Consider the following 18,848-nt stretch of genomic DNA (forward strand, 5'->3'; position numbering starts at 1 on the left):
AGCACGGGTTCCTCACGGCTGGGAGTGTCGGCGACGAGCGCCACGCTAGCCGACGCTGTCGGCATGCCACCATCTGTGGGAGCAGTCCGACAGCGACGAGAGGTGGGAGCATGGACGGCGGCAGCGGTGGCCGGCCCACCCCGAAGGCCCTGGGCGGCAGGATCGACCCCGCCCGTCGAGTGCGGCCCGTGGACTGGAGCGCGATCCCTCGGCGACCCGCACAGGCACCCGATCCGGCGCAGCGGAAGGCGGAGGCGAGCCCGTCGGCGCGGCTGCCGCGCAGTCGGCCCCGCACCGTCGAGCTGCCGCGACCGCTGCCCGCCCCGCCTGCTGACGCGGTGCACACCCTGAGCGCCGAGGATCCGCGCCCGGTGCCGCGGCCCCTGCGGATCCACGATCATCAGATCCGCACCGTCGGGGTGCAGGAGCTGTCCACCGAGCAGATCGTGCAGGCCGTGGCCGATCCTCAGGACGCCTGGACCGCGGATGCCGGGGCCAGCGACCACTTCCTGCGCGACGGGCTGGTGGCGCAGGTGCGGCGGGCGGACAACGCCGTGATCGGCCTGTTCTCCGCACGCTATGCGCTGTCGGTGCGCCCGGAGGACTACCAGCCGGCGCTGGACATCGCCGAGGATGCCGCCGGGCCGAGCGCCCGTGGAGGACAGGGGACACGTCACCCCACCACCCGGCGCGAGCTGCTGCGGCGCATGGAAGGCGCAGGATTCGTGGTGACGCCGGGCGCGACGCACGGCCGTGTCACCCATCCGGAGCATCCGGGGCTCGTGCTGCCCTTCGCCTCGACCCCTTCGGACCGACGCTTCACCCGGCATGCCGTCGCGCAGATCCGCAGAGTGTTCGGGATCGACCTGCGGCACTGAGCGGGCCCGCACAGAAAAGTGCCCCGGCTCGTCCCCACGAGCCGGGGCCATCCCTTCCCCGCGTCCCGGATCAGTGGATCCTGCCTCCTCCTCAGTCAGCAGGTCCTCCGGTGACGCGTTGAGACCAGTGAACAACCACTGCCGGGTAAACCGCTGTAACGAGGCTGGTCTTTCCCTGAGTGCACCCGCGCTGCGAGCGCTGTCGATGTCATGACCAGCGGGGAACTCCTTCTGACCGAGCGGTCGCTCAGCCGACGGGGAAGGTCATCTCCGTCCCGCCGGTGCCGACATCGTCCGTGTAGCTGACCGAGGCGAGCTCCATGTTCGCGGGGACGTCCGCGTAGAGCAGGGCGGCGGCCTCCTCCCCGGGAGCGACCTGCGGCCCGGAGGTGGAGAACGAGGCGTAGCGCAGCGAGTGCTCCTCGCCCTCGGTGTCGTAGAAGCGGAACCTCGACCCGGACAGCCCGATGTCCTCCGAGCCGTTGTTCGTCAGGGTCACCGCCACACCCACGAACTTCCCGTTCTGGGTATCGAGGGTCTCGTCATCGGTCTCGAGGGTGGCGCCCTCCGAGGGTGCGGAGACGTGGATCGAGAAGGACGAGCCGGGGCTGGAGGTCGGATCGTCGGAGGGATCCTCGCTCGGCGTCTCGATGGGAGCGTCCGAGGTGGGCTCTTCCGTCGGCTCCTCCGAGGTGGGCTCGTCCGTCGGCTCGTCCGAGGGGATTCGCTCGTGGTGGTGGGGTCGTCCGTGGGGTCCGCGCGGGTGTCATCGCCCGAGAACAGCCAGAGGCCGACGCCGACGACAGCGATCAGGAGGGTCACCAGCAGCAGGCACCCGCAGGCGATGCCGACGTACAGTCCGGTCCGGTTCTTCTGCGCAGGGGCCAGCGGCATCTGCGGCGGACCGCTCGGCATTCCGTAGGGGTTGCTCATCGTCTTCCTCCGCGTGATTCCTCAGCTGATCCGGCTACGGTATCCGCCCCTGTCAGCGCGGGCGATGGGGAGAACTCCCCCGGCACCTGCCCATCTCCTGCAATACTGACCGGCACCCGGACCCGCCGCGACGGCAGGGCCCGGTGGAGCATCGATCCGTACACCCCAAGTCCGCACCACGAGGAGACTGGACCTTGCTGACGAAACTCCATGACGCATTGCGCCTGCGCACGTCACCCGTGATCTTCTTCGGCTCGGCGGCGATCATCATCGCCTTCGTGGTCGGCACGATCGCCTTCACCAAGCCCATGGGCAGAGCCACCAACGCTGCCTCGCAGTGGCTGATGACGAACCTCGGCTGGTTCTACATCCTCGGCGTCACCGTCTTCCTCGCCTTCCTGATCGTCATCGCCGCGGGGCGCTTCGGCCGGGTGAAGCTGGGGCCGGACGATGAGCCGCCGGAGCATTCCGGCGGGGCATGGTTCGCGATGCTGTTCGCCGCCGGCATCGGCTCGATCCTCATGTTCTGGGGCGTCGCCGAGCCGGTCAGCCACTTCGGTGACCCGCCGCGCGCCACCGACCTCGGCATCGAGGCAGGGACCATGGCCGCCGCGCGCGACGCCATGAACTTCACGTATTACCACTTCACGCTGCACACCTGGACGATCTTCACCCTCCCGGCCCTGTGCTTCGCGTACTTCATCCACAAGCGCAACCTGCCGCCGCGCGTCAGCTCGATCTTCCAGCCCCTCCTGGGAGAGGGCATCCACGGCCCCATCGGCAAGGCGATCGACATCATCGCGATCATCGGCACCATCTTCGGCATCGCCGTCTCGGTGGGCCTGGGCACGCTGCAGATCAACGGCGGCCTGAACCAGCTGTTCGGGGTGCCCGAGAGCGCCGGCTGGAACCTCATCATCATCGGCGTGGTCTGCGGGCTCGCGCTGATCTCGGTGTCGATGGGCCTGGAGAAGGGCATCAAGCTGCTCTCCAACATCAACATCGTCGCGGCCGTGCTGCTGATGCTCTTCGTGCTGGTCGCCGGTGGCTCGACGCTGTTCATCCTCAAGGGCACCTTCGAGTCCTTCGGCAACTACCTGGTGGCCCTGCCCGAGCTCGCCCTGTGGAACGACACCTTCGCGAACTCCGGCTGGCAGAACACCTGGACCGTCTTCTACTGGGCCTGGACCATCACCTGGTCCCCGTTCGTGGGCATCTTCATCGCCCGCATCTCGCGCGGCCGCACCATCCGCCAGTTCGTCTCCGGTGTGCTCGCGGTGCCCGCGGGCTTCTCGGTGATCTGGTTCGGGATCTTCGGCTTCGCGAGCTTCGACATCGAGTTCAACGGCGAAGGCGGACTGGTCGAACGGGTGGTCGATGACGGGGACATCCCCGGCGCACTGTTCGGCCTCCTGGCCAATTATCCGGCGGCGTTCTTCGTCTCGGTAGTCGCGATCGTCCTGGTGATCATCTTCTTCGTCACCTCGGTGGACTCCGCCGCCCTGGTCACGGACTCGATGGCCAACGGCCACGAGGACTTCAACCCGCTGGGTCAGCGCATCTTCTGGGGCGTGGCGATCGCCCTGGTCACCGCCACTCTTCTGGTGTTCTCGGGCACCGACGGGCTGGAAGCTCTGCAATCCACGATCATCCTGGTCGGCCTGCCGTTCTTCGTCATGGGCTGGTTCCAGATGTACGCGCTGCTGCGCGCGCTCCGGGAGGACGCCGGCGAACTGCCACCGATGCGTACCCGCGAGTGGGCGCAGGTGCTGCCCCCGAGGAGTACGAGCGCCGCGAGGAGGACGAGGACTACGACACCGACGACTACGTCGTCGAGCCGACGTTCACCACCGAGGTGCCGGTGCTGACCGATCCCTACGAGGAGGTCGAGGACGGGGACGAGGTGGCGGTGCCCGAAACGGGCACCCTGCCCGCCCGCACCGGCAGCTCGAAGGCCGATCTGCCCGAGGGTGGTCGCCCGCAGTCGCGCTGACCCGGTCCCGCTGAGCGGGACGACAGGCAGAAGGGCCGACGCCCGCGGAAGCGGTGCGTCGGCCCTTCTGCGCATCGGGTGGTCGGTCAGGAGCGGTCGGCCTGGTGCTTGTCCGCGCTGCGGCGGTAGTACATCGCCAGCACGGCGCCGGAGAGGTTGTGCCAGATCGAGAAGATCGCGGCCGGCAGGGCGGCGGCCGGGCTGAAGGCGCTCGCGGCGAGCGTCGCGGCGAGGCCCGAGTTCTGCATGCCGACCTCGATCGAGGTGGTGCGGGCGGCGCGCTCGCCCTGACGGAGCAGGCGCGCGGCCCAGTATCCGAGGAGGTAGCCGATGCCGTTGTGCAGCACGACGGCCAGCAGCACCAGCGCACCGGCGGTCACGATCGCCTCTGTCGAGCCGCTGACCACGGCGATGACCACCAGCGAGATGCCGGCGACGCTGACCCACGGCAGGGCGGGGAGGATCCGAGCGACGAGCTTGCCGGCGATCAGCCGGACCACGAGGCCGCCCACGACCGGGATGAGCACCATCTGCACGATGGACATGGCCATCGAGCCCGCATCCACGGGCAGGTAGGAGCCGGCCAGCCACAGGGTCAGCAGCGGGGTCAGCAGCGGTGCGAGCAGAGTGGAGATCGAGGTCATCGCCACCGACAGGGCGGTGTCCGCCTTGGCCAGGTAGCTGATGACGTTCGAGCTGGTGCCGCCCGGGGCGGAGCCCACCAGGATCACGCCGACGGCGAGCTCGGCCGGGAGCTGCAGCAGGATCGCGACACCGAGTCCGACCAGCGGCATGATCACGTACTGCGCGACCACGCCGATCAGGATCGGCAGCGGCCTGCGGGCCACCAGTGCGAAGTCCGGGATCGTGAGGGTCAGGCCCATCGCGAACATGATGATGCCCAGGTAGACGCTGGTGAACTGCGCGAGGGACTGGCCGACGCTCGGCACGAAGAAGCCGAACGCGGCGGCGGCGAGGATCAGGACGGGGAAGACGGTCACCGCGATGCGCGCGGAGCGGTCCTCGGAGGTGCGGGCGGCGTCCACGGACGCCGGGGTCTGAGTACTCATGCGAGGCACTGTACCGCGCTATGAGATGGCGTCCCGTCATGTGGACACCAGGTGGTCAGCGGTACGCCATCCCGGGGATCTGCTGCTGTGCACGGAACCCGTTGCCGGGCAGCTTCCGCACGCCGTGGCGCAGGTACTCCCGCGCCAGGTGGGGAGGGCAGCCGGCCCTCTCGAACCCGGCCCGCAGCTGATCGGCGATCGCCTCTGCCTCGCGGGAGGCGAACACGACGATGCCGCGGCCGTCCGCCGGGGGCCTGTCCCTCCCCGAGAGCTCGGAATCCCGGTCGGGGCCGAGGAAGGGTGACGCCGAGATCGGATCCCGAAGCGAGGAAGAGGTGAGCGTTCGAGAACCGACCGAAGCGCTGGCTCATCGTCGGCTGGAGGCTGTTGATCCCCGTATGCACGCGGAGGGTTCCGGGGTGGATCTCGGTGAACCGCATCTGCCGGGGACGGCCCGCGGAGATGCTCCGCCCCACCACCACACCGCCCTCATGCACGTCCAGGTAGGCGGAGGTGCTCCACAGCAGGTACGCGGCCATGACGGCCGTGATGACGACGCCGACGAGCGCGATGAGCAGCAGCTCCGGGAGCCTGGAGGCTCCGACAACCACGAGGGAGATGAGCACGATCAGCGGGCCGGTGACCAGCCATCCGATCACCCCGAGGGCCGACACCGCTGTGCGATGGCGCTGCAGTCGAGGGCCGAGAGAACTCCGCTGTGTCATGGGAGCCGAGTATTGCACCGGTGTCGCGCGGGAGATCAGGCGGGATCGGTCGGTGCAGTGTCCCCGCCGCCGACGATCTGATCCAGGACGTCCTGCAGCGACTCGGGCCCGACCTGCGCGATCCGGAGCGCGGTGGAGCCGTCCGGTGCGGCGGTGACGGAATCGGCGACGGCCACGTGCACGGCCGCATCGGTGGCATGGAAGGCGGCGCTGCGGGCCGTCGCGCTGTCGGCGCTCGCGGTGACGACCTGGGTGAGGTGGCGGGTGCCCTCGGCGATCCCTTCGCCCCACTCCTCGGGCGGCGTTCCCGCGGGGATCTCCCGCATCTCCGAGTCCGACGAGGCGACGCCCTGGGGGTCCACGAGCATCGTGAGACGCTCACCGACCTCGGCCGTGGGCAGGACGGCGAAGGAGTGGAGCCCCTCAGCGGTGACCTTCTCCTCGAGGGTCACCCCGACGCTCTGATGGTAGAAGTAGCAGCGCAGCTCACGAGGCTCACCGGAGACGGAGATCGTGCGCCGCGCGGTGGTCACCGCGACAGCGCTGCGACGCAGGACGAGCGTCCCCGCGGTGGTGGGATCCGTGACCAGGGCCTCCTCGGCGATCTCGGGCTCGCGATCCTCGAGCTCGGCCGCGAGCGCCTCCGGCACCAGGTGGCGGCGACGCCTCAGGATCCGAGCCACGCTCGCGGCGCCGGCCTCGACCCCGCCGGGGTTCTGCTCCTCCCAGGGCATCCAGATGGCGGGCCCGGGCAGCCCGGTCTCCTGGAGGAGGACGGCGAGCTCCTCATCCAGGAAGGAGCTGAGCTCGACGCGTTCGCCGGTGCCTTCTCGCAGCACGGAGGCCGCGGCGCTCAGGGAACGGCGGGTGTGGGGGAGTCGTCAGCGGTGCTCATGTGCGGGATGGTCATCTCTGCCTAGGGGTTGCTGGGGCGGGGCGGAAGGGCGGGGCGCGTCAGGCGAGCAGAGGGTTCCAGCGCTTGAGGTCGAAGCCGTCATTGGCCACGTCGGAGAACCAGTCGCCGACCTCACGGCTCAGGTCGACGTCGAAGAACTCCTCGCCGGCCCAGTCGGCGATCGAGACGAGGTCGGAGACGATGCCGATGACGACGGTGGCCGGGTGGGGGATGTACCCGATCAGGCCTCCGACGGCCAGGACGGCCTCCACCGGGTCGTCCGCGTTGACGATCCCGTCGATCGTGAGGGGGATGTCGACGAACGGGATGAGCTTCGCGATCCGCTTGAACCCCTTGGAATCGACCAGGTCTCCGAGCCTCTTGTCGAACTCGGCGGCGTTCCACCAGTTCTTGAGGCGGTTGCCGCTCTCCTGGAAGACGGGCCATTCGATCCGCCCCTGCTTGAGCCCCTTCCACAGCTCCTCGGCGGTGTCCCTGAGGATGTTGAAGCCGGTGTAGAGCTGTTCGGCGATGCCGCTCAGGGTGTCGAGGAGGCCGCCCTCCGGCTCGGAGGCGTCATCCTGCTCCTGCCCCTCCTCGCGAAGCTGGCGGCCCATCTCCTCGACGATGGTGTAGAGCTCGCGCGCCCGGCTCGAGATCTGCTCCCACTCCGCGAAGAAGGCGTCGGCGTCGGGCCCTTCCCAGGAGGGGCGGTTGAAGCCGAACATGCTGTTGCCGAGGCGCTTGAACTCGTCCTCCATCGCATCCGAGCCGCGCTCGAAATCGCGGTACAGATCCTGCAGCTGCTCGGTGTCCGCTCCCCAGAACTCGCCCATGCTCGTTCGTCCCCCGACGATCATCGCGAGCGCCCGGTGCACCCGCTGATTCCCAGGACGGTAATCGTGCGGAACGTCCGGCGCGATGGGGAGAGCTCCCCATCGCGCGGCGGCGAGGCGGGCCGGGGTCAGTCGCGCTGGCGGGCCGGGACCGGCCAGGAGTGGACCGGCCGGCCCGTGTCCACCTCTGCCCGATAGCGGCGCGTCATCTCCGCGAGGGCCTCGGATCGGCTCGCGCCGCGCAGCTCGAGCGAGGTCACGGTGTCGATCTGCCAGCGCGCCCCGTTCCGCCCGGTGCGAGCCCGCTCGGAGAGGATCCCGCCGTAGTGCTCGGCGACCTGTTCGTCGGCCCCGAGCGCTCGCAGGCCCTCCATGGCTTGCGGGATCAGTTGCTCCAGCAGCAGATCCGCCACTCGCACCCGCCCCACCCTGGGCCACTGGACCCGGGCCTCCAGGCCCCAGCGCGCGCACTGCTGGAAGGCCTCGGCGGCCTGCTCGAAACTCATCCGCGACCACAGCGGGCGCCGCTCATGGACCAGCGACTCGAGGATCCCGTAGAAGAAGGCGGCGTTGGCGGCCATGTCCGCGGGCGTCGGCCCGGCCGGCAGCAGGCGGTTCTCCAGCCGCAGGTGCGGGACGTCGGTGCCGGGATCGTAGATCGGACGGTTCCAGCGCCATACCGTGCCGTTGTGGAGCATCAGCTCGTGCAGGCGGGGCGCCGAGCCCTCGGTGAGCAACGGCTCCTCGGCCATCTCCCGCGATTCGGGGATGAGCGCCGGGAACAGCCGCACGTTCTCCTCGAAGAGGTCGAACATCGACGTGATCCAGCGCTCGCCGAACCACACCCGGGGGCGCACGCCCTGCGCGGCGTACTCGGGTGGCCGGGTGTCCAGCGCCTGCACGAAGGTGGGGATGCGGCTCTCGTGCCACAGCCGCTTGCCGAGCAGGAAGGGGAGTTCGCGGCGAGCGCCACCTGCGGCCCGGCGATCGCCTGCGCAGCGTTCCAGGCGGCGGCGAACTGCTCCGGCGGGACCTGCAGATGCAGCTGCATCGAGGTGCACGCGGATTCCGGCGCGATCGAGTCGAACGTCGCCTCCAGGCCCCGGCCTTTCCCCTCGCCCTCGATGCTCAGGTGGATCTCCTCGCCGCGCGCCTCCAGGACGCTGTTCTCGAGCGCCTCGTAGCGGGCCCCGGGCGCCCGCCACGCCTCGTTCTGGAAGAGCTCCTCGGTGACGGTGGGCAGATGGCCGATCGGGACCACCCGTGCACCGCGGGCTTGCGCGGCGGTGTCCGCGCGATCGATCTTCTCGCCCAGCTCCTGCTCGAGCTCGTGGAGCCCGTTCCCCTGGGGGCGGGAGACGGGCAGGTTCGCCTCGAGGTTGAATCGGCCGATCTCGTGGACGTAGTCCTCGTCGTCCAGGTCCTCGAGCAGCAGATCAGCGATCAGCGCCGGCTCCATCGTGTCTGTCCGGGCGAGGTTCATCTCGAGTTCGACGCCCACGGTGCCCTCGTCGATGAACTCGGCGGTGTCCAGGAAAGATTCGAAGAGGTCCAGGTTGCGGCGCAACTCGCGGCGGTAGTGCGTGCGCTGGGGGCGGGTGTATTCGGTGCTGCCGATCTCGCGTCCCATGAGGACCTCCGGAGCTGACGGGGCGGGGATGCTCATCCAAGCACGCCGGCGGCACCGACGGGCAGCGGCAGCCGCTGGCCGGACCGTGCGACGGGTCACCACGAAGCTCCTGAACCGGCTGGCTGCCCAGCGGGATCGGCCCCGTTGCCGCCGTGACCTCGTAGGAATATCGTGGAGGCACCATCCGGTCGGCGAAGGAGCCTGCGATGACGAAGTTGGAAGCCCGCTACGACCACGTGATCATCGGCGGCGGAGTGGCCGCCGACTCCGCCGCCCGAGCGATCCGCGCCGCCTCCGCGGAGGCCACCATCGCGATCCTCTCGGCCGACCCCCACGACCCCGTCTACCGACCCGCCCTGTCCAAGGACCTCTGGACCGGCGAGAGCGCGGATCCCGACAGCCAGGACCTCCGCACCGTCGAGGAGACCGGGGCGTCGTTGTTCACCTCCACCCTGGTCACCGAGCTGCTGCCCCACTCCCACGGCGTGGTCACCGCCCGCGGGCACCACATCCGCTACGGGACGGTGCTGCTGGCCACCGGCTCCTCCGCCCGTCACCTCCCCGATGTCCACGACGACCGGGTCCTCTGCCTGCGGACCGTCGGCGACTACCGCCACCTGCGCACGCTCGCGACGGACGGCGCTCGGATCGTCGTGGTGGGCGGCAGCTTCATCGGCACCGAGATCGCCGCGGCGCTGACCCGCACCGGTGCCCGGGTGACGCTGGCCCATTCCGGCCGCCACCTGCTCGAGCACATGTTCCCCGCCTCGATCACCGCGCGCCTCGAGCAGACCTTCGCCGAGCACGGCATCACCGTGGTGCCCGGGTTCCGGCTGATGGGGATCGGCACCGGTCAGGAGCTGGCGCTGCATGCCGGGGCGGCGGAGACCCTGCACGCCGACGCCGCCGTGCTCGGCCTCGGCGCCGAGCTGAACACCACCCTTGCCGCGCTGGCGGGCCTGGACCTCGACCGCGGGGCCGTCGTCGTGGACCCGTACCTGCGCACCAGCGCCCCGGACGTCTACGCCGCCGGTGACATCGCCTTGTTCGATGACCCGCTGCTGGGCCTGCGCCATGTCGAGCACGTCGACCACGCCCAGGCCTCCGGCGCCGCTGCCGGGAAGAACATGGCCGGCGTCGAGGAGCCGTACGAGCACAGCCCGCTGTTCTTCTCCGACCTCTTCGACGACGGCTACGAGGCCGTGGGCCGGATCGACGCGTCCCTGGAGATGCGCGAGGTGTGGAACGAGGACCGCACCGCCGCCGTCGTCCACTACCTCGAGGACGGCAGGGTCGAGGGCGTGCTGCTGTGGAACACCTGGGACTCGGTGGAGCGGGCCCGGGAGGTCATCGCCGCCTCCCAGGACGGCACCCTCGACGTCGAGGCGCTCGACGGCCAGATCCCGCCCGGCTGAGAGCGCGCTCGGCTGAGCCACGACCAGGACCGCGCTCCACGGTCCGGCGACAGGTGCCGGACGAGGCGAGCGGTTCGCTCGCCCGCGTCCGACACCCCGTTCACCGTCGAACGAGACGCCCTGGGTGGCACTTAAAGTCATTGCCGTCGTGACCCCGGTCACAGATTTACGTCACACCGTGCACTTCTGGTCAACCTGAACCTAATGTCTCGTCACCAGTAAAGGTGCACGCGACTTTAACAGGAGGTGTCGTCGTCATGAGCTCACGGACAGCCCTTGCCGTCTCGACGGTCATCTTCGCCCTGCGCCCCCATCGGAGGACCCGTCGGCTGGCCCTGTGGGTCCCGCTCGTGCGTCGCATCCGAGATCCCCATCGGGGTCTCTGGGCGCTCCCGGGTGGTCCGCTGGCGTCCGACGAGGGGCTCGCCGCGTCGGCCGCGAGGAACCTGCTCGAGACCACCCGGCTCACCCCGCAGTACCTCGAGCAGCTCTACGCCTTCGGCGGGCCGGACAGGTCGGACTCGGCCGACGAGCGCACCGTCTCGGTCGTCTACTGGGCGCTCGTGCGCCCCGAGGAGGCCGACGCCGGCGAGGCCGGGGTGAATGTGCGCTGGTTCGTGGCCGACGAGCTTCCCGAGCTCGCCTTCGACCACTCGCTCATCGTCGAGTACGCCCTGTGGCGGCTGCGCAACAAGGTCGAGTACTCCCGCATCGCCGCCGCGTTCCTCGGGGAGACCTTCACCCTCGCCGAGCTGCGCGGGGTCCACGAGGCCGTGCTGCAGCGCACCCTCGACCCCGCGAACTTCCGCCGCCAGATGGAGTCCTCCGGGCGACTCGTGGCCACCGAGGCCTATCGCACCGGAGGCCGCCACCGCCCCGCCCGCCTCTACCGCCACGACCAGTCCATCCACCTCGCCGAGAACGGCCCGCTCACGGGCCTATGACCCCTCACCCCACCGGAGAGCACACCATGACCCTCATCTCGAACGCCGCCGCCTCGGTCGACCTGACGATCCGGGACATCTCGTCCGGGGCCGCGGCCGGGAGCACCTGCTCCACCGAGCTGCTCGACGCGCCCTGGGACGTCGATGCCCGTGACCCCGGGTACGGCCCCGGCGCCTCGATGGCCGATGCGATCCCCGCCGCCGCTCCGCGCCAGAGGGAGATCCCCGAGGAGTACCGCAGCGCGAGCGCCGCGGAGCTGGACCGCAGGATCCGGGCGGCGAAGGCCGAGCTCGGCGACCGCGCCGTGGTGCTCGGACACTTCTACCAGCGCGATGAAGTGATCCAGTACGCCGACTACGTGGGCGACTCCTTCCAGCTGGCCACCGCGGCGAAGGCCCGCACGGAGGCGGAGGCGATCATCTTCTGCGGCGTCCACTTCATGGCCGAGACCGCGGATCTGCTCTCGTCCCCGGAGCAGTCCGTGATCCTGCCCAACCTCGCCGCCGGCTGCTCGATGGCCGACATGGCCGACATCGACCAGGTCGAGGAGTGCTGGGAGCAGCTGATGGAGGTCTATGGCGGGGAGGCGGCGGACGGCGACGGCCTGCTGCCGGTCATCCCCGTGACGTACATGAACTCCTCGGCCGCGATCAAGGGGTTCGTCGGCCGTCACGGCGGGATCGTGTGCACCTCCTCGAACGCCTCGGCCGTGCTCGAGTGGGCCTTCGCTCGCGGCCGCCGCGTGCTGTTCTTCCCCGATCAGCACCTGGGGCGCAACACCGCCAAGGCCATGGGCATCCCCCTGGAGCGGATGCCGATGTGGAACCCCGTCGGCCGCTGGGCGGCAATGACGCGCAGACCCTGCAGGACGCGCAGGTGGTGCTGTGGCACGGCTTCTGCTCCGTGCACAAGCGCTTCACCACCGCGCAGATCGAGAAGGCCCGCGCCGAGCATCCCGGGGTGCGCGTGATCGTGCACCCCGAGTGCCCCATGCCCGTGGTCGACGCGGCCGACGAATCCGGCTCGACCGACTACATCCGCCGCGCCATCGAGGCGGCCGAGGAGCCCACCACCTTCGCGATCGGCACAGAGATCAATCTGGTCCAGCGCCTGGCCGCCGAGCACCCCCAGCACACCATCTTCTGCCTGGACCCCGTGGTGTGCCCCTGCTCGACCATGTATCGCATCCACCCCGGCTACCTCGCCGGGGTGCTCGAGTCGCTGCTGGCCGGCGAGGTCCTGAACCGCATCACCGTGGGTCCCGATGTCGCCGAGCCCGCCCGGACGGCGCTCGAGCGGATGCTCGCGGTGCGACCCGCGACCCGTCCCACCCCGGGGCGCTGAGAGTGGCGGCGCAGCGGACGGCGGTGCACACCGAGCGGCGGTCCGAGCTCCGGGCCGAGGTGCTCGTGATCGGCTCCGGCATCGCCGGGCTCACCGCGGCCCTGCGCGCCGCGCAGCGGGCCGACGTGCTGCTGGTGACCAAGGGCGCGCTCGCCGACGGCGCGACCCGCCGCGCCCAGGGCGGGATCGCCGGGGCCCTCGACCCTGCGGACAGCCCTGCCGCGCATGCCCGGGACACCCTCGCCGCCGGTGCCGGACTCGGCGATCCGGAGGCGGTGCGGGTGCTGTGCGAGGAGGGGCCGGCGGCGATCGCGGGCCTGATCGCCCACGGCGTCCGCTTCGACCGCGCCGACGACGGCTCGCACGCGCTGTGCCTCGAGGGCGCCCACGACCGGCCCCGCATCCTCCATGCCGGCGGCGACGCGACCGGACGAGCCATCGACGATGCTCTGGTGCAGGCCGTGCGCGAGCGGTCGCAGCACGGCAGTGCGGATGGTGCGGGTGGTGCGGGCCGTGCAGGCGGTACAGGTACAGGCGGCGCAGGCGGCAGCCTCGCGCTGCTCGAGCACACCGCCCTGGTGGATCTGCGGCTCGAGCACGGTCGGGTGGTCGGTGCCGAGCTGCTCGGAGCCGACGGGACGCGCCGCCGGGTGCGCGCCCGGGCGACCGTGCTCGCCACCGGTGGCGCCGGCCAGCTCTTCTCCCGCACCACGAATCCCGCGGTGGCCACGGGTGACGGGCTCGCCGCGGCCTGGCGGGCCGGTGCCGTGCTCGAGGACCTCGAGTTCTTCCAGTTCCACCCCACCGCGCTGGCCGTACCCGGCCGCTACGCCTCCTTCCTCCTCTCGGAGGCGGTGCGGGGCGAGGGGGCGCTGCTGCGCTGCGAGCGCGGGCGGCGCTTCCTGCCCGGTCTCGATCCCCGCGGCGAGCTCGCCCCGCGTGATCTCGTCGCCCGGGCGATCGCTCAGGTCATGGCCACGCAGGAGGGGAGACCGGTGCTGCTGGACGCCACCGGGATCGGCGCGGGGCGCCTGCGTCGGCGATTCCCCACCCTCGACGGCGTCGTGCGCGCGGCCGGGATCGACTGGGGCCGCGAGCCCGTGCCCGTCACTCCGGCGGCCCATTACGGGATGGGCGGGATCCGCACCGACCTCGAGGGCCGCACCACCCTGCCCGGGCTGTACGCGGCGGGGGAGTGCGCCCGCACCGGTGTGCACGGCGCGAACCGTCTGGCCTCGAACTCCCTGCTGGAGGGCGCCGTGTTCGGGACCCGCGCCGGCGCTGCCGCCGCACGGGCACAGGTGAGCCCTCAACGGGTCGACCGGGCTCCGCGGGCGGCAGTGGGGCTCCCGCGCCGCGCCGAGACCGGATCCCCTGGACCCGGACCCAGCTGCAGGAGCTGATGTGGGCCCGGGCCGGACTGCTGCGCACCGGGAGCGAGCTCGAGGCCGCCGCCGCCCAGCTCGCGAACTGGCACGCCCCGGACCCCGCCGCGCTCCACACCTCGGCGCGCTCGAGGATCGCAACCTCCTCGACCTCGCCCGGCTGCTCGTCGCCCACGCCCTGGAACGACCGGAATCCGTCGGCGCCCACCACCGGCTCGACGATCCCAGCACGCCCGCCGTGCCCCATCCCGACCGCACCCTCATGCTCACCCCGGAGGCCCCCGCATGCTGACCCGCGCCCAGATCGATCCCGTCGTCACCGCCGCCCTCGCCGAGGACGCCCCCTGGGGTGACCTCACCGGCGAGGTGTTCCTGCCCCTGCACGCCACCGCCACCGCCCGGCTCACCGCGCGCGAGGACGGGGTGCTGGCCGGGATCGACGTCGTCTCCGCCGCGTTCCGCCTCACCGACCCGGCCATCGAGGTCACCGCCCACCGCGCCGACGGGGACCGCTTCGCCGCGGGTGAGGTGCTGGCCGCCGTGACCGGTCCAGCCCGCGCCGTGCTCCAGGCCGAGCGGATCGCCCTGAACCTCGTCCAGCGGATGTCCGGGATCGCCACCGCCACGAGGCGGATGGTCGATGCCGTCGAGGGCACCGGCGCGCGCATCACCGACACCCGCAAGACCACACCGGGCCTGCGCGCCCTCGAACGGCATGCGGTGCGCTGCGGCGGTGGCGTGAACCACCGCTTCTCGCTCTCGGACGCCGTCATGGCCAAGGACAACCACCTCGCCGTGCTCGCGCAGCAGGGAGTGGACCTCACCGAGGCGATCCGTCGGGCCCGCGCCCAGCTGGGTCACACCACCCGGATCGAGGTGGAGGTGGACGGCCTCGAGCAGATCGAGCCGGTGCTCGCCGGCGGCGTCGACATCATCATGCTCGACAACTTCTCCCTCGCCGACCTCGCCGCCGGGGTGCGTCTGGTCGCCGGCCGCGCGATCGTCGAGGCCAGCGGCACCGTCACCCTCGAGACCGTCGCCGAGATCGCCCGCACCGGAGTGGACGTCATCTCCTCCGGCGCCCTCACCCACAGCGCCCGCCACCTCGACCTGGGGCTGGACATGACGGTCACCGCGGGTCCCGAGAGCGGCGGCGGTGCTGCGGGTGCCGTCGCCGTGGCGAGCGACTGAGGGGACGTGATGCTCTACCTCGACACCGCCGCCACCGCCCCGGTGCGCCGAGAGGCGCTCGAGGCGGCCTGGCCCTATCTCACCGCCACCTTCGGCAACCCCTCCAGCCACCACGCGGTGGGGGAGGCGGCCGCCGCGGGACTCGAGGACGCCCGCCGGCGCGCCGCCGCCGTGCTCGGGGTGCGCCGCAGCGACATCGTGTTCACCGCCGGGGGCACGGAGGCCGCGAACCTCGCGCTCAAGGGCCTGGCGCTGGCCGCCCCGCGCGGCAGGCACCTGGTCACCGCCGCCACCGAGCACGAAGCGGTGCTCGAGAGCGTCGCCTACCTGCAGCGGCTGCACGGCTTCGAGGTCTCGTGGGTCGAGGTCGCTCCGGAGGGGACGGTGACCCAGGAGGCGCTGCGGGCCGTGCTGCGGGAGGACACCACCCTGGTCAGCCTGGCACTGGCGAACAACGAGATCGGCACCATCCAGGACATCCGCGCGCTCGCCGAGACCGCCCACGAGGTCGGTGCGCTGCTGCACACCGATGCGGTCCAGGCCGCCGGCTGGCAGGACCTGCGAGACCTCGGGGCCGATGCCCTGACGCTGTCCGGGCATAAGCTCGGCGCCCCCAAGGGCATCGGCCTGGCCGCGATCCGCGGCCGCCTGCCGCTCGAGCCGCTGATCCACGGCGGCGGGCAGGAGAACGCGCGCCGCTCCGGCACCGAGAACGTGGCCTTCGCCGTGGCGCTCGCGGTCGCCCTCGAGCTCGCCGAGGCCGAACGGGAGCAGAAGGCCGCCCGCCTGGCGCCGCTGCGCGACCGGCTGCTCGAGGCGGTGCGCGCCGTGCGCCCCGACGCGCTGCTGACCGGTGCGGATCCGCGTCGTGGTCAGGCGCGCCTGCCCGGCCATGCCTCCTTCTGCCTGCCCGGCCGCAGCGGGAGGAGGCGACCCTGCTGGACCTCGCCGACCACGGGGTGATCGCCTCCAGCGGCTCGGCCTGCGCCGCCGGCAGCGATGAGCCCTCCCACGTGCTCACCGCCCTCGGGATCCCCCGCGAGGTCGCGCAGACCGCGCTGCGCTGCACCCTGCCCGCCGATCTCACTGCCGCGCAGGCCGAGACGGCCGTCGCCGCTCTGACCGCGGTCATCGGGCCTGCGACGCGTCCGTGACCCTGTCCGGGGCGGGAGGGGCCCACGGACCCACTGACCCACGGACCCACTGCATCCACTGGCGCTGTTCCAGCACGCGTTCCCCGTATAGGGCGCCGTCTGCTGGCTGAGCGCCACCGGATGCACTTGCCGCCGCTGCAGGGGGCGTTGCGGGGCGTGCTGCGGGATCGGGATGCTCGGCCGGGACGTGCCGGAGCCCGTGACAGACTGGGCGCGTGAGCACGCCCATGAACTCTTCCCTGCCCTGGCCCACCGCGGCCGAGGTGCTGCCGCTGGCCTCCGTGCGACCGGTCCTGGACCGCCTCGCCTCGCTGGTCAACACCCATGAGCAGGACGCCGCCGCGATCCCCGGCCTCGCCGTCACCGAGGAGGAGGTTGCGGCTGATCCGCCGCCCGCCCTCGAGCAGATCACCGATGAGCTCGGCGGCGTGAAGGTGTGCGGACTGACGATGCTCACCCTCCAGATCGAGGACCGCACCGACGTGGGCCCCTACACCCTGCTCGGAGAGGCGACCTCCTTCTACCCCCTGTACGAGACCCCGGACGCCGCCGTGGTGCTCGCCCTCGATCCCGACGGCACACCCGGCGCGGTCTACGGCATCGGCGAGGACCTCGCCCTGCAACTGGCCGCCCCCGACCTCGGCGCCTACCTCGAGCGCTTCGCCGCGGCACTCGAGGCGACCCTGACCGCCCTCGCCGAGCGCGGCCCGGCGGCCGAGGACTCCGAGGATGCCCGCACCGACGCCGCCGAGCAGCTGATGGACCAGCACCTCTTCGCGGAGCTGCTCGGCATGACCGAGATCGACGCCGCGACCGAGGTGCCGCTGCAGGACCCCGCCTCCTCCGGCCTGTCGGACCTCCCCGCAGGCACTCTCGCCGTCGCGGACCTGCGTGACGCCACCGTCGGCGCTCGCGTGGACCTGATGGAGGTCGACGTGCCCGGCGACCCGCTCGAGACGCACGTCGCCTGGAGCGCGCACGGCCGTGTGATCGCACTGCTGGGAGGCTGATCCCGGCTCCCCATGGCCTGTCGGTGGCGCGCGGATGAACACTCGACGCCACCCCACGGGATGGGGAGAACTCCCCATGGTCGGCGGTGACGAGCGCTCCTTACGGTGAGCTCGTCGTGGCCACGAGCAGGGGAGATCACGTGACCGGGTTCCAGGGAGCCGATACCGAGGCGCTGCGTCAAGCGGGTGCCGCGGTCGCCGGGGCGCCGAACGGATCGACGATCTCGCCCTCCGCCTCAGCGCGCTGATCGACGCCGTTACCTGGACCGGACTGGATGCCGACTCCTTCCGCGCTGACTGGGGCGGGCGGGTGCGTCCCGGCCTGCTCGAGCGCGGTGCACGGCTCCGGGCCGACGGCCGCACGCTCGACGGGCACGCCGACGAGCAGGACCAGGCCTCGGAGGACGGGGGCGGGGCGGCCACCGGGAGCGCAGGCCCGTCGGGCCCGTCGGCCCCGCCGCCCGGACCGCGAGCCCTGCCCGGCGGCGCCGCAGCCTCCGACACCGTGGGCACGATGGCGACCGCCGAGGCCGCGGACATCCGGCTGATGGTCGCCTCCACCCCGCTCGCGAGCGGCGCGGAGGCCTCCGAGGCGGTGGGCGAGGGCGAGCTCGCCTTCCCTGACTCCGGTATGGAGCTCAGCCCGCCGCAGACCTCGGACACGGTGAACGTCGACGGCGACCATGACCTCGCCCCGGGCGGGGACGACGAGCCCTTCGGCCTCGACCCCGACGGCGCTCCGCTCGAGCTCGCCCCGGACACCGCCTACGAGGTGGGCGACCACGGCACCTACTACACGGACAGCGAGGGTCGGATCGCCTACGTCGAGGCCACCGGCGGCGGGGACGAGATGAACCCCAACCTCCGCGAGGTGTTCCCCGACGCGACCTATCACGTCAACGATTCGACCTACTACCGCACCGACGAGCTGGGCCGGACCGAGCACATGTACGTCCCGGACGTCATCGTCGACCGCGACATGTCCCGCAGCCAGTCGATCCAGTCCAAGATCGCCGAGCGCTGGGATATGGCCGGGGACGGCACCTCCGAACCTGTCGAGTTCAACGCCGGGCATGTGCTGGCGCGCCAGCTCGGCGGCATCCGCGAGGAGATCAACTACACCCGCCAGTGGGATGAGGTGAACCAGGCCCGCAGCGGCCAGGACACCGTCTACACCTACGAATCGATGATGGCCGACGGCATCACCGACGAAGGCAGCTCCTACTCCTACGAGACCCTCGTGACCTGGGGCGAGGAGCAGCCCAAGGGCGTCGGCCCCGAACAAGGCAGCGCCCCATGGGAGTACGTGCCCGAGGGATACGACGTGCGCATCCACGAGAACGGCGAGCAGATCGTGGACGAGCACCTGCCCAATTACCCTGAAGGCGCCCGCTTCCCCGGCTGAGCCGCCGGCGCCGCTGACCGACCTGCTGACCGACCCGCT

13 protein-coding genes and 4 pseudogenes are annotated in these 18,848 nt (G+C 71.4%); 11 read left to right on the top strand and 6 right to left on the bottom strand.

The window, feature by feature from the left end; genetic code table 11:
• The first annotated feature begins 110 nt into the window (after positions 1–110).
• Positions 111–878: a hypothetical protein gene (locus H3H54_RS02555; protein WP_262425383.1), complete on the top strand. Its 768-nt coding sequence runs from the start codon at positions 111–113 to the stop codon at positions 876–878.
• 247 nt (positions 879–1,125) lie between these two features.
• Here the strand turns inward: H3H54_RS02555 and H3H54_RS02560 are convergent, their stop codons facing one another.
• Positions 1,126–1,602: a DUF4352 domain-containing protein gene (locus H3H54_RS02560; RefSeq protein WP_316249192.1), complete on the bottom strand. Its 477-nt coding sequence runs from the start codon at positions 1,600–1,602 to the stop codon at positions 1,126–1,128.
• A 403-nt stretch (positions 1,603–2,005) separates the two neighbouring features.
• Between H3H54_RS02560 and H3H54_RS02565 the strand changes: the two are divergent.
• Positions 2,006–3,804 (top strand): annotated as a pseudogene (locus tag H3H54_RS02565) (BCCT family transporter).
• Between the two features lie 86 nt (positions 3,805–3,890).
• Here H3H54_RS02565 and H3H54_RS02575 read toward each other — a convergent pair.
• The 5 genes and pseudogenes from H3H54_RS02575 to H3H54_RS19390 all read right to left on the bottom strand — a co-directional run bounded on the left by H3H54_RS02575 (position 3,891) and on the right by H3H54_RS19390 (position 8,960).
• Complete coding sequence (locus H3H54_RS02575; protein WP_262425384.1) at positions 3,891–4,874, bottom strand: bile acid:sodium symporter family protein; 984 nt, start codon at positions 4,872–4,874, stop codon at positions 3,891–3,893.
• Between the two features lie 55 nt (positions 4,875–4,929).
• Positions 4,930–5,100 (bottom strand): hypothetical protein, encoded by a 171-nt coding sequence (locus tag H3H54_RS02580; RefSeq protein WP_262425385.1) that lies wholly within the window; start codon positions 5,098–5,100, stop codon positions 4,930–4,932.
• Positions 5,101–5,634: 534 nt separating this feature from the next.
• Positions 5,635–6,438 (bottom strand): hypothetical protein, encoded by an 804-nt coding sequence (locus H3H54_RS02585; RefSeq protein ID WP_262425386.1) that lies wholly within the window; start codon positions 6,436–6,438, stop codon positions 5,635–5,637.
• Positions 6,439–6,553: 115 nt separating this feature from the next.
• Positions 6,554–7,372, bottom strand: a complete 819-nt coding sequence (locus H3H54_RS02590) for a WXG100 family type VII secretion target (protein ID WP_262425387.1) — start codon at positions 7,370–7,372, stop codon at positions 6,554–6,556.
• Positions 7,373–7,458: 86 nt separating this feature from the next.
• Positions 7,459–8,960 (bottom strand): annotated as a pseudogene (locus H3H54_RS19390) (glutamate--cysteine ligase).
• A 206-nt stretch (positions 8,961–9,166) separates the two neighbouring features.
• On the opposite strand from H3H54_RS19390, the gene H3H54_RS02600 reads away from it, so the two are divergent.
• From H3H54_RS02600 to H3H54_RS02640, 9 genes and pseudogenes are all read left to right on the top strand, one after another.
• Positions 9,167–10,375 (top strand): NAD(P)/FAD-dependent oxidoreductase, encoded by a 1,209-nt coding sequence (locus H3H54_RS02600; protein WP_262425388.1) that lies wholly within the window; start codon positions 9,167–9,169, stop codon positions 10,373–10,375.
• Between the two features lie 257 nt (positions 10,376–10,632).
• Positions 10,633–11,319, top strand: a complete 687-nt coding sequence (locus H3H54_RS02605) for an NrtR DNA-binding winged helix domain-containing protein (RefSeq protein ID WP_262425389.1) — start codon at positions 10,633–10,635, stop codon at positions 11,317–11,319.
• 26 nt (positions 11,320–11,345) lie between these two features.
• Positions 11,346–12,664 (top strand): annotated as a pseudogene (gene nadA / locus H3H54_RS02610) (quinolinate synthase NadA).
• A gap of 23 nt (positions 12,665–12,687) precedes the next feature.
• Positions 12,688–14,067, top strand: coding sequence for an L-aspartate oxidase (locus tag H3H54_RS02615; protein ID WP_262425390.1), 1,380 nt, complete (start codon positions 12,688–12,690; stop codon positions 14,065–14,067).
• 1 nt (position 14,068) lies between these two features.
• On the top strand, positions 14,069–14,341 hold the full coding sequence (locus H3H54_RS02620; RefSeq protein ID WP_262425391.1) for a hypothetical protein: 273 nt from the start codon (positions 14,069–14,071) through the stop codon (positions 14,339–14,341).
• Positions 14,335–15,240: a carboxylating nicotinate-nucleotide diphosphorylase gene (nadC, locus tag H3H54_RS02625; protein ID WP_262425392.1), complete on the top strand. Its 906-nt coding sequence runs from the start codon at positions 14,335–14,337 to the stop codon at positions 15,238–15,240. Before H3H54_RS02620 ends, nadC begins: the two co-directional genes overlap by 7 nt.
• A 9-nt stretch (positions 15,241–15,249) precedes the next feature.
• Positions 15,250–16,394 (top strand): annotated as a pseudogene (locus H3H54_RS02630) (cysteine desulfurase family protein).
• A gap of 215 nt (positions 16,395–16,609) precedes the next feature.
• Positions 16,610–17,404: a hypothetical protein gene (locus H3H54_RS02635; RefSeq protein ID WP_262425393.1), complete on the top strand. Its 795-nt coding sequence runs from the start codon at positions 16,610–16,612 to the stop codon at positions 17,402–17,404.
• A gap of 310 nt (positions 17,405–17,714) precedes the next feature.
• Entirely contained in the window at positions 17,715–18,809 is a 1,095-nt protein-coding gene (locus H3H54_RS02640) for a DNA/RNA non-specific endonuclease (protein WP_262425394.1), read from the top strand.
• Positions 18,810–18,848 lie beyond the last annotated feature (39 nt).

The sequence above is a fragment of the Brachybacterium sp. Z12 genome (assembly GCF_014400405.1).
Classification (GTDB): Bacteria; Actinomycetota; Actinomycetes; order Actinomycetales; family Dermabacteraceae; genus Brachybacterium.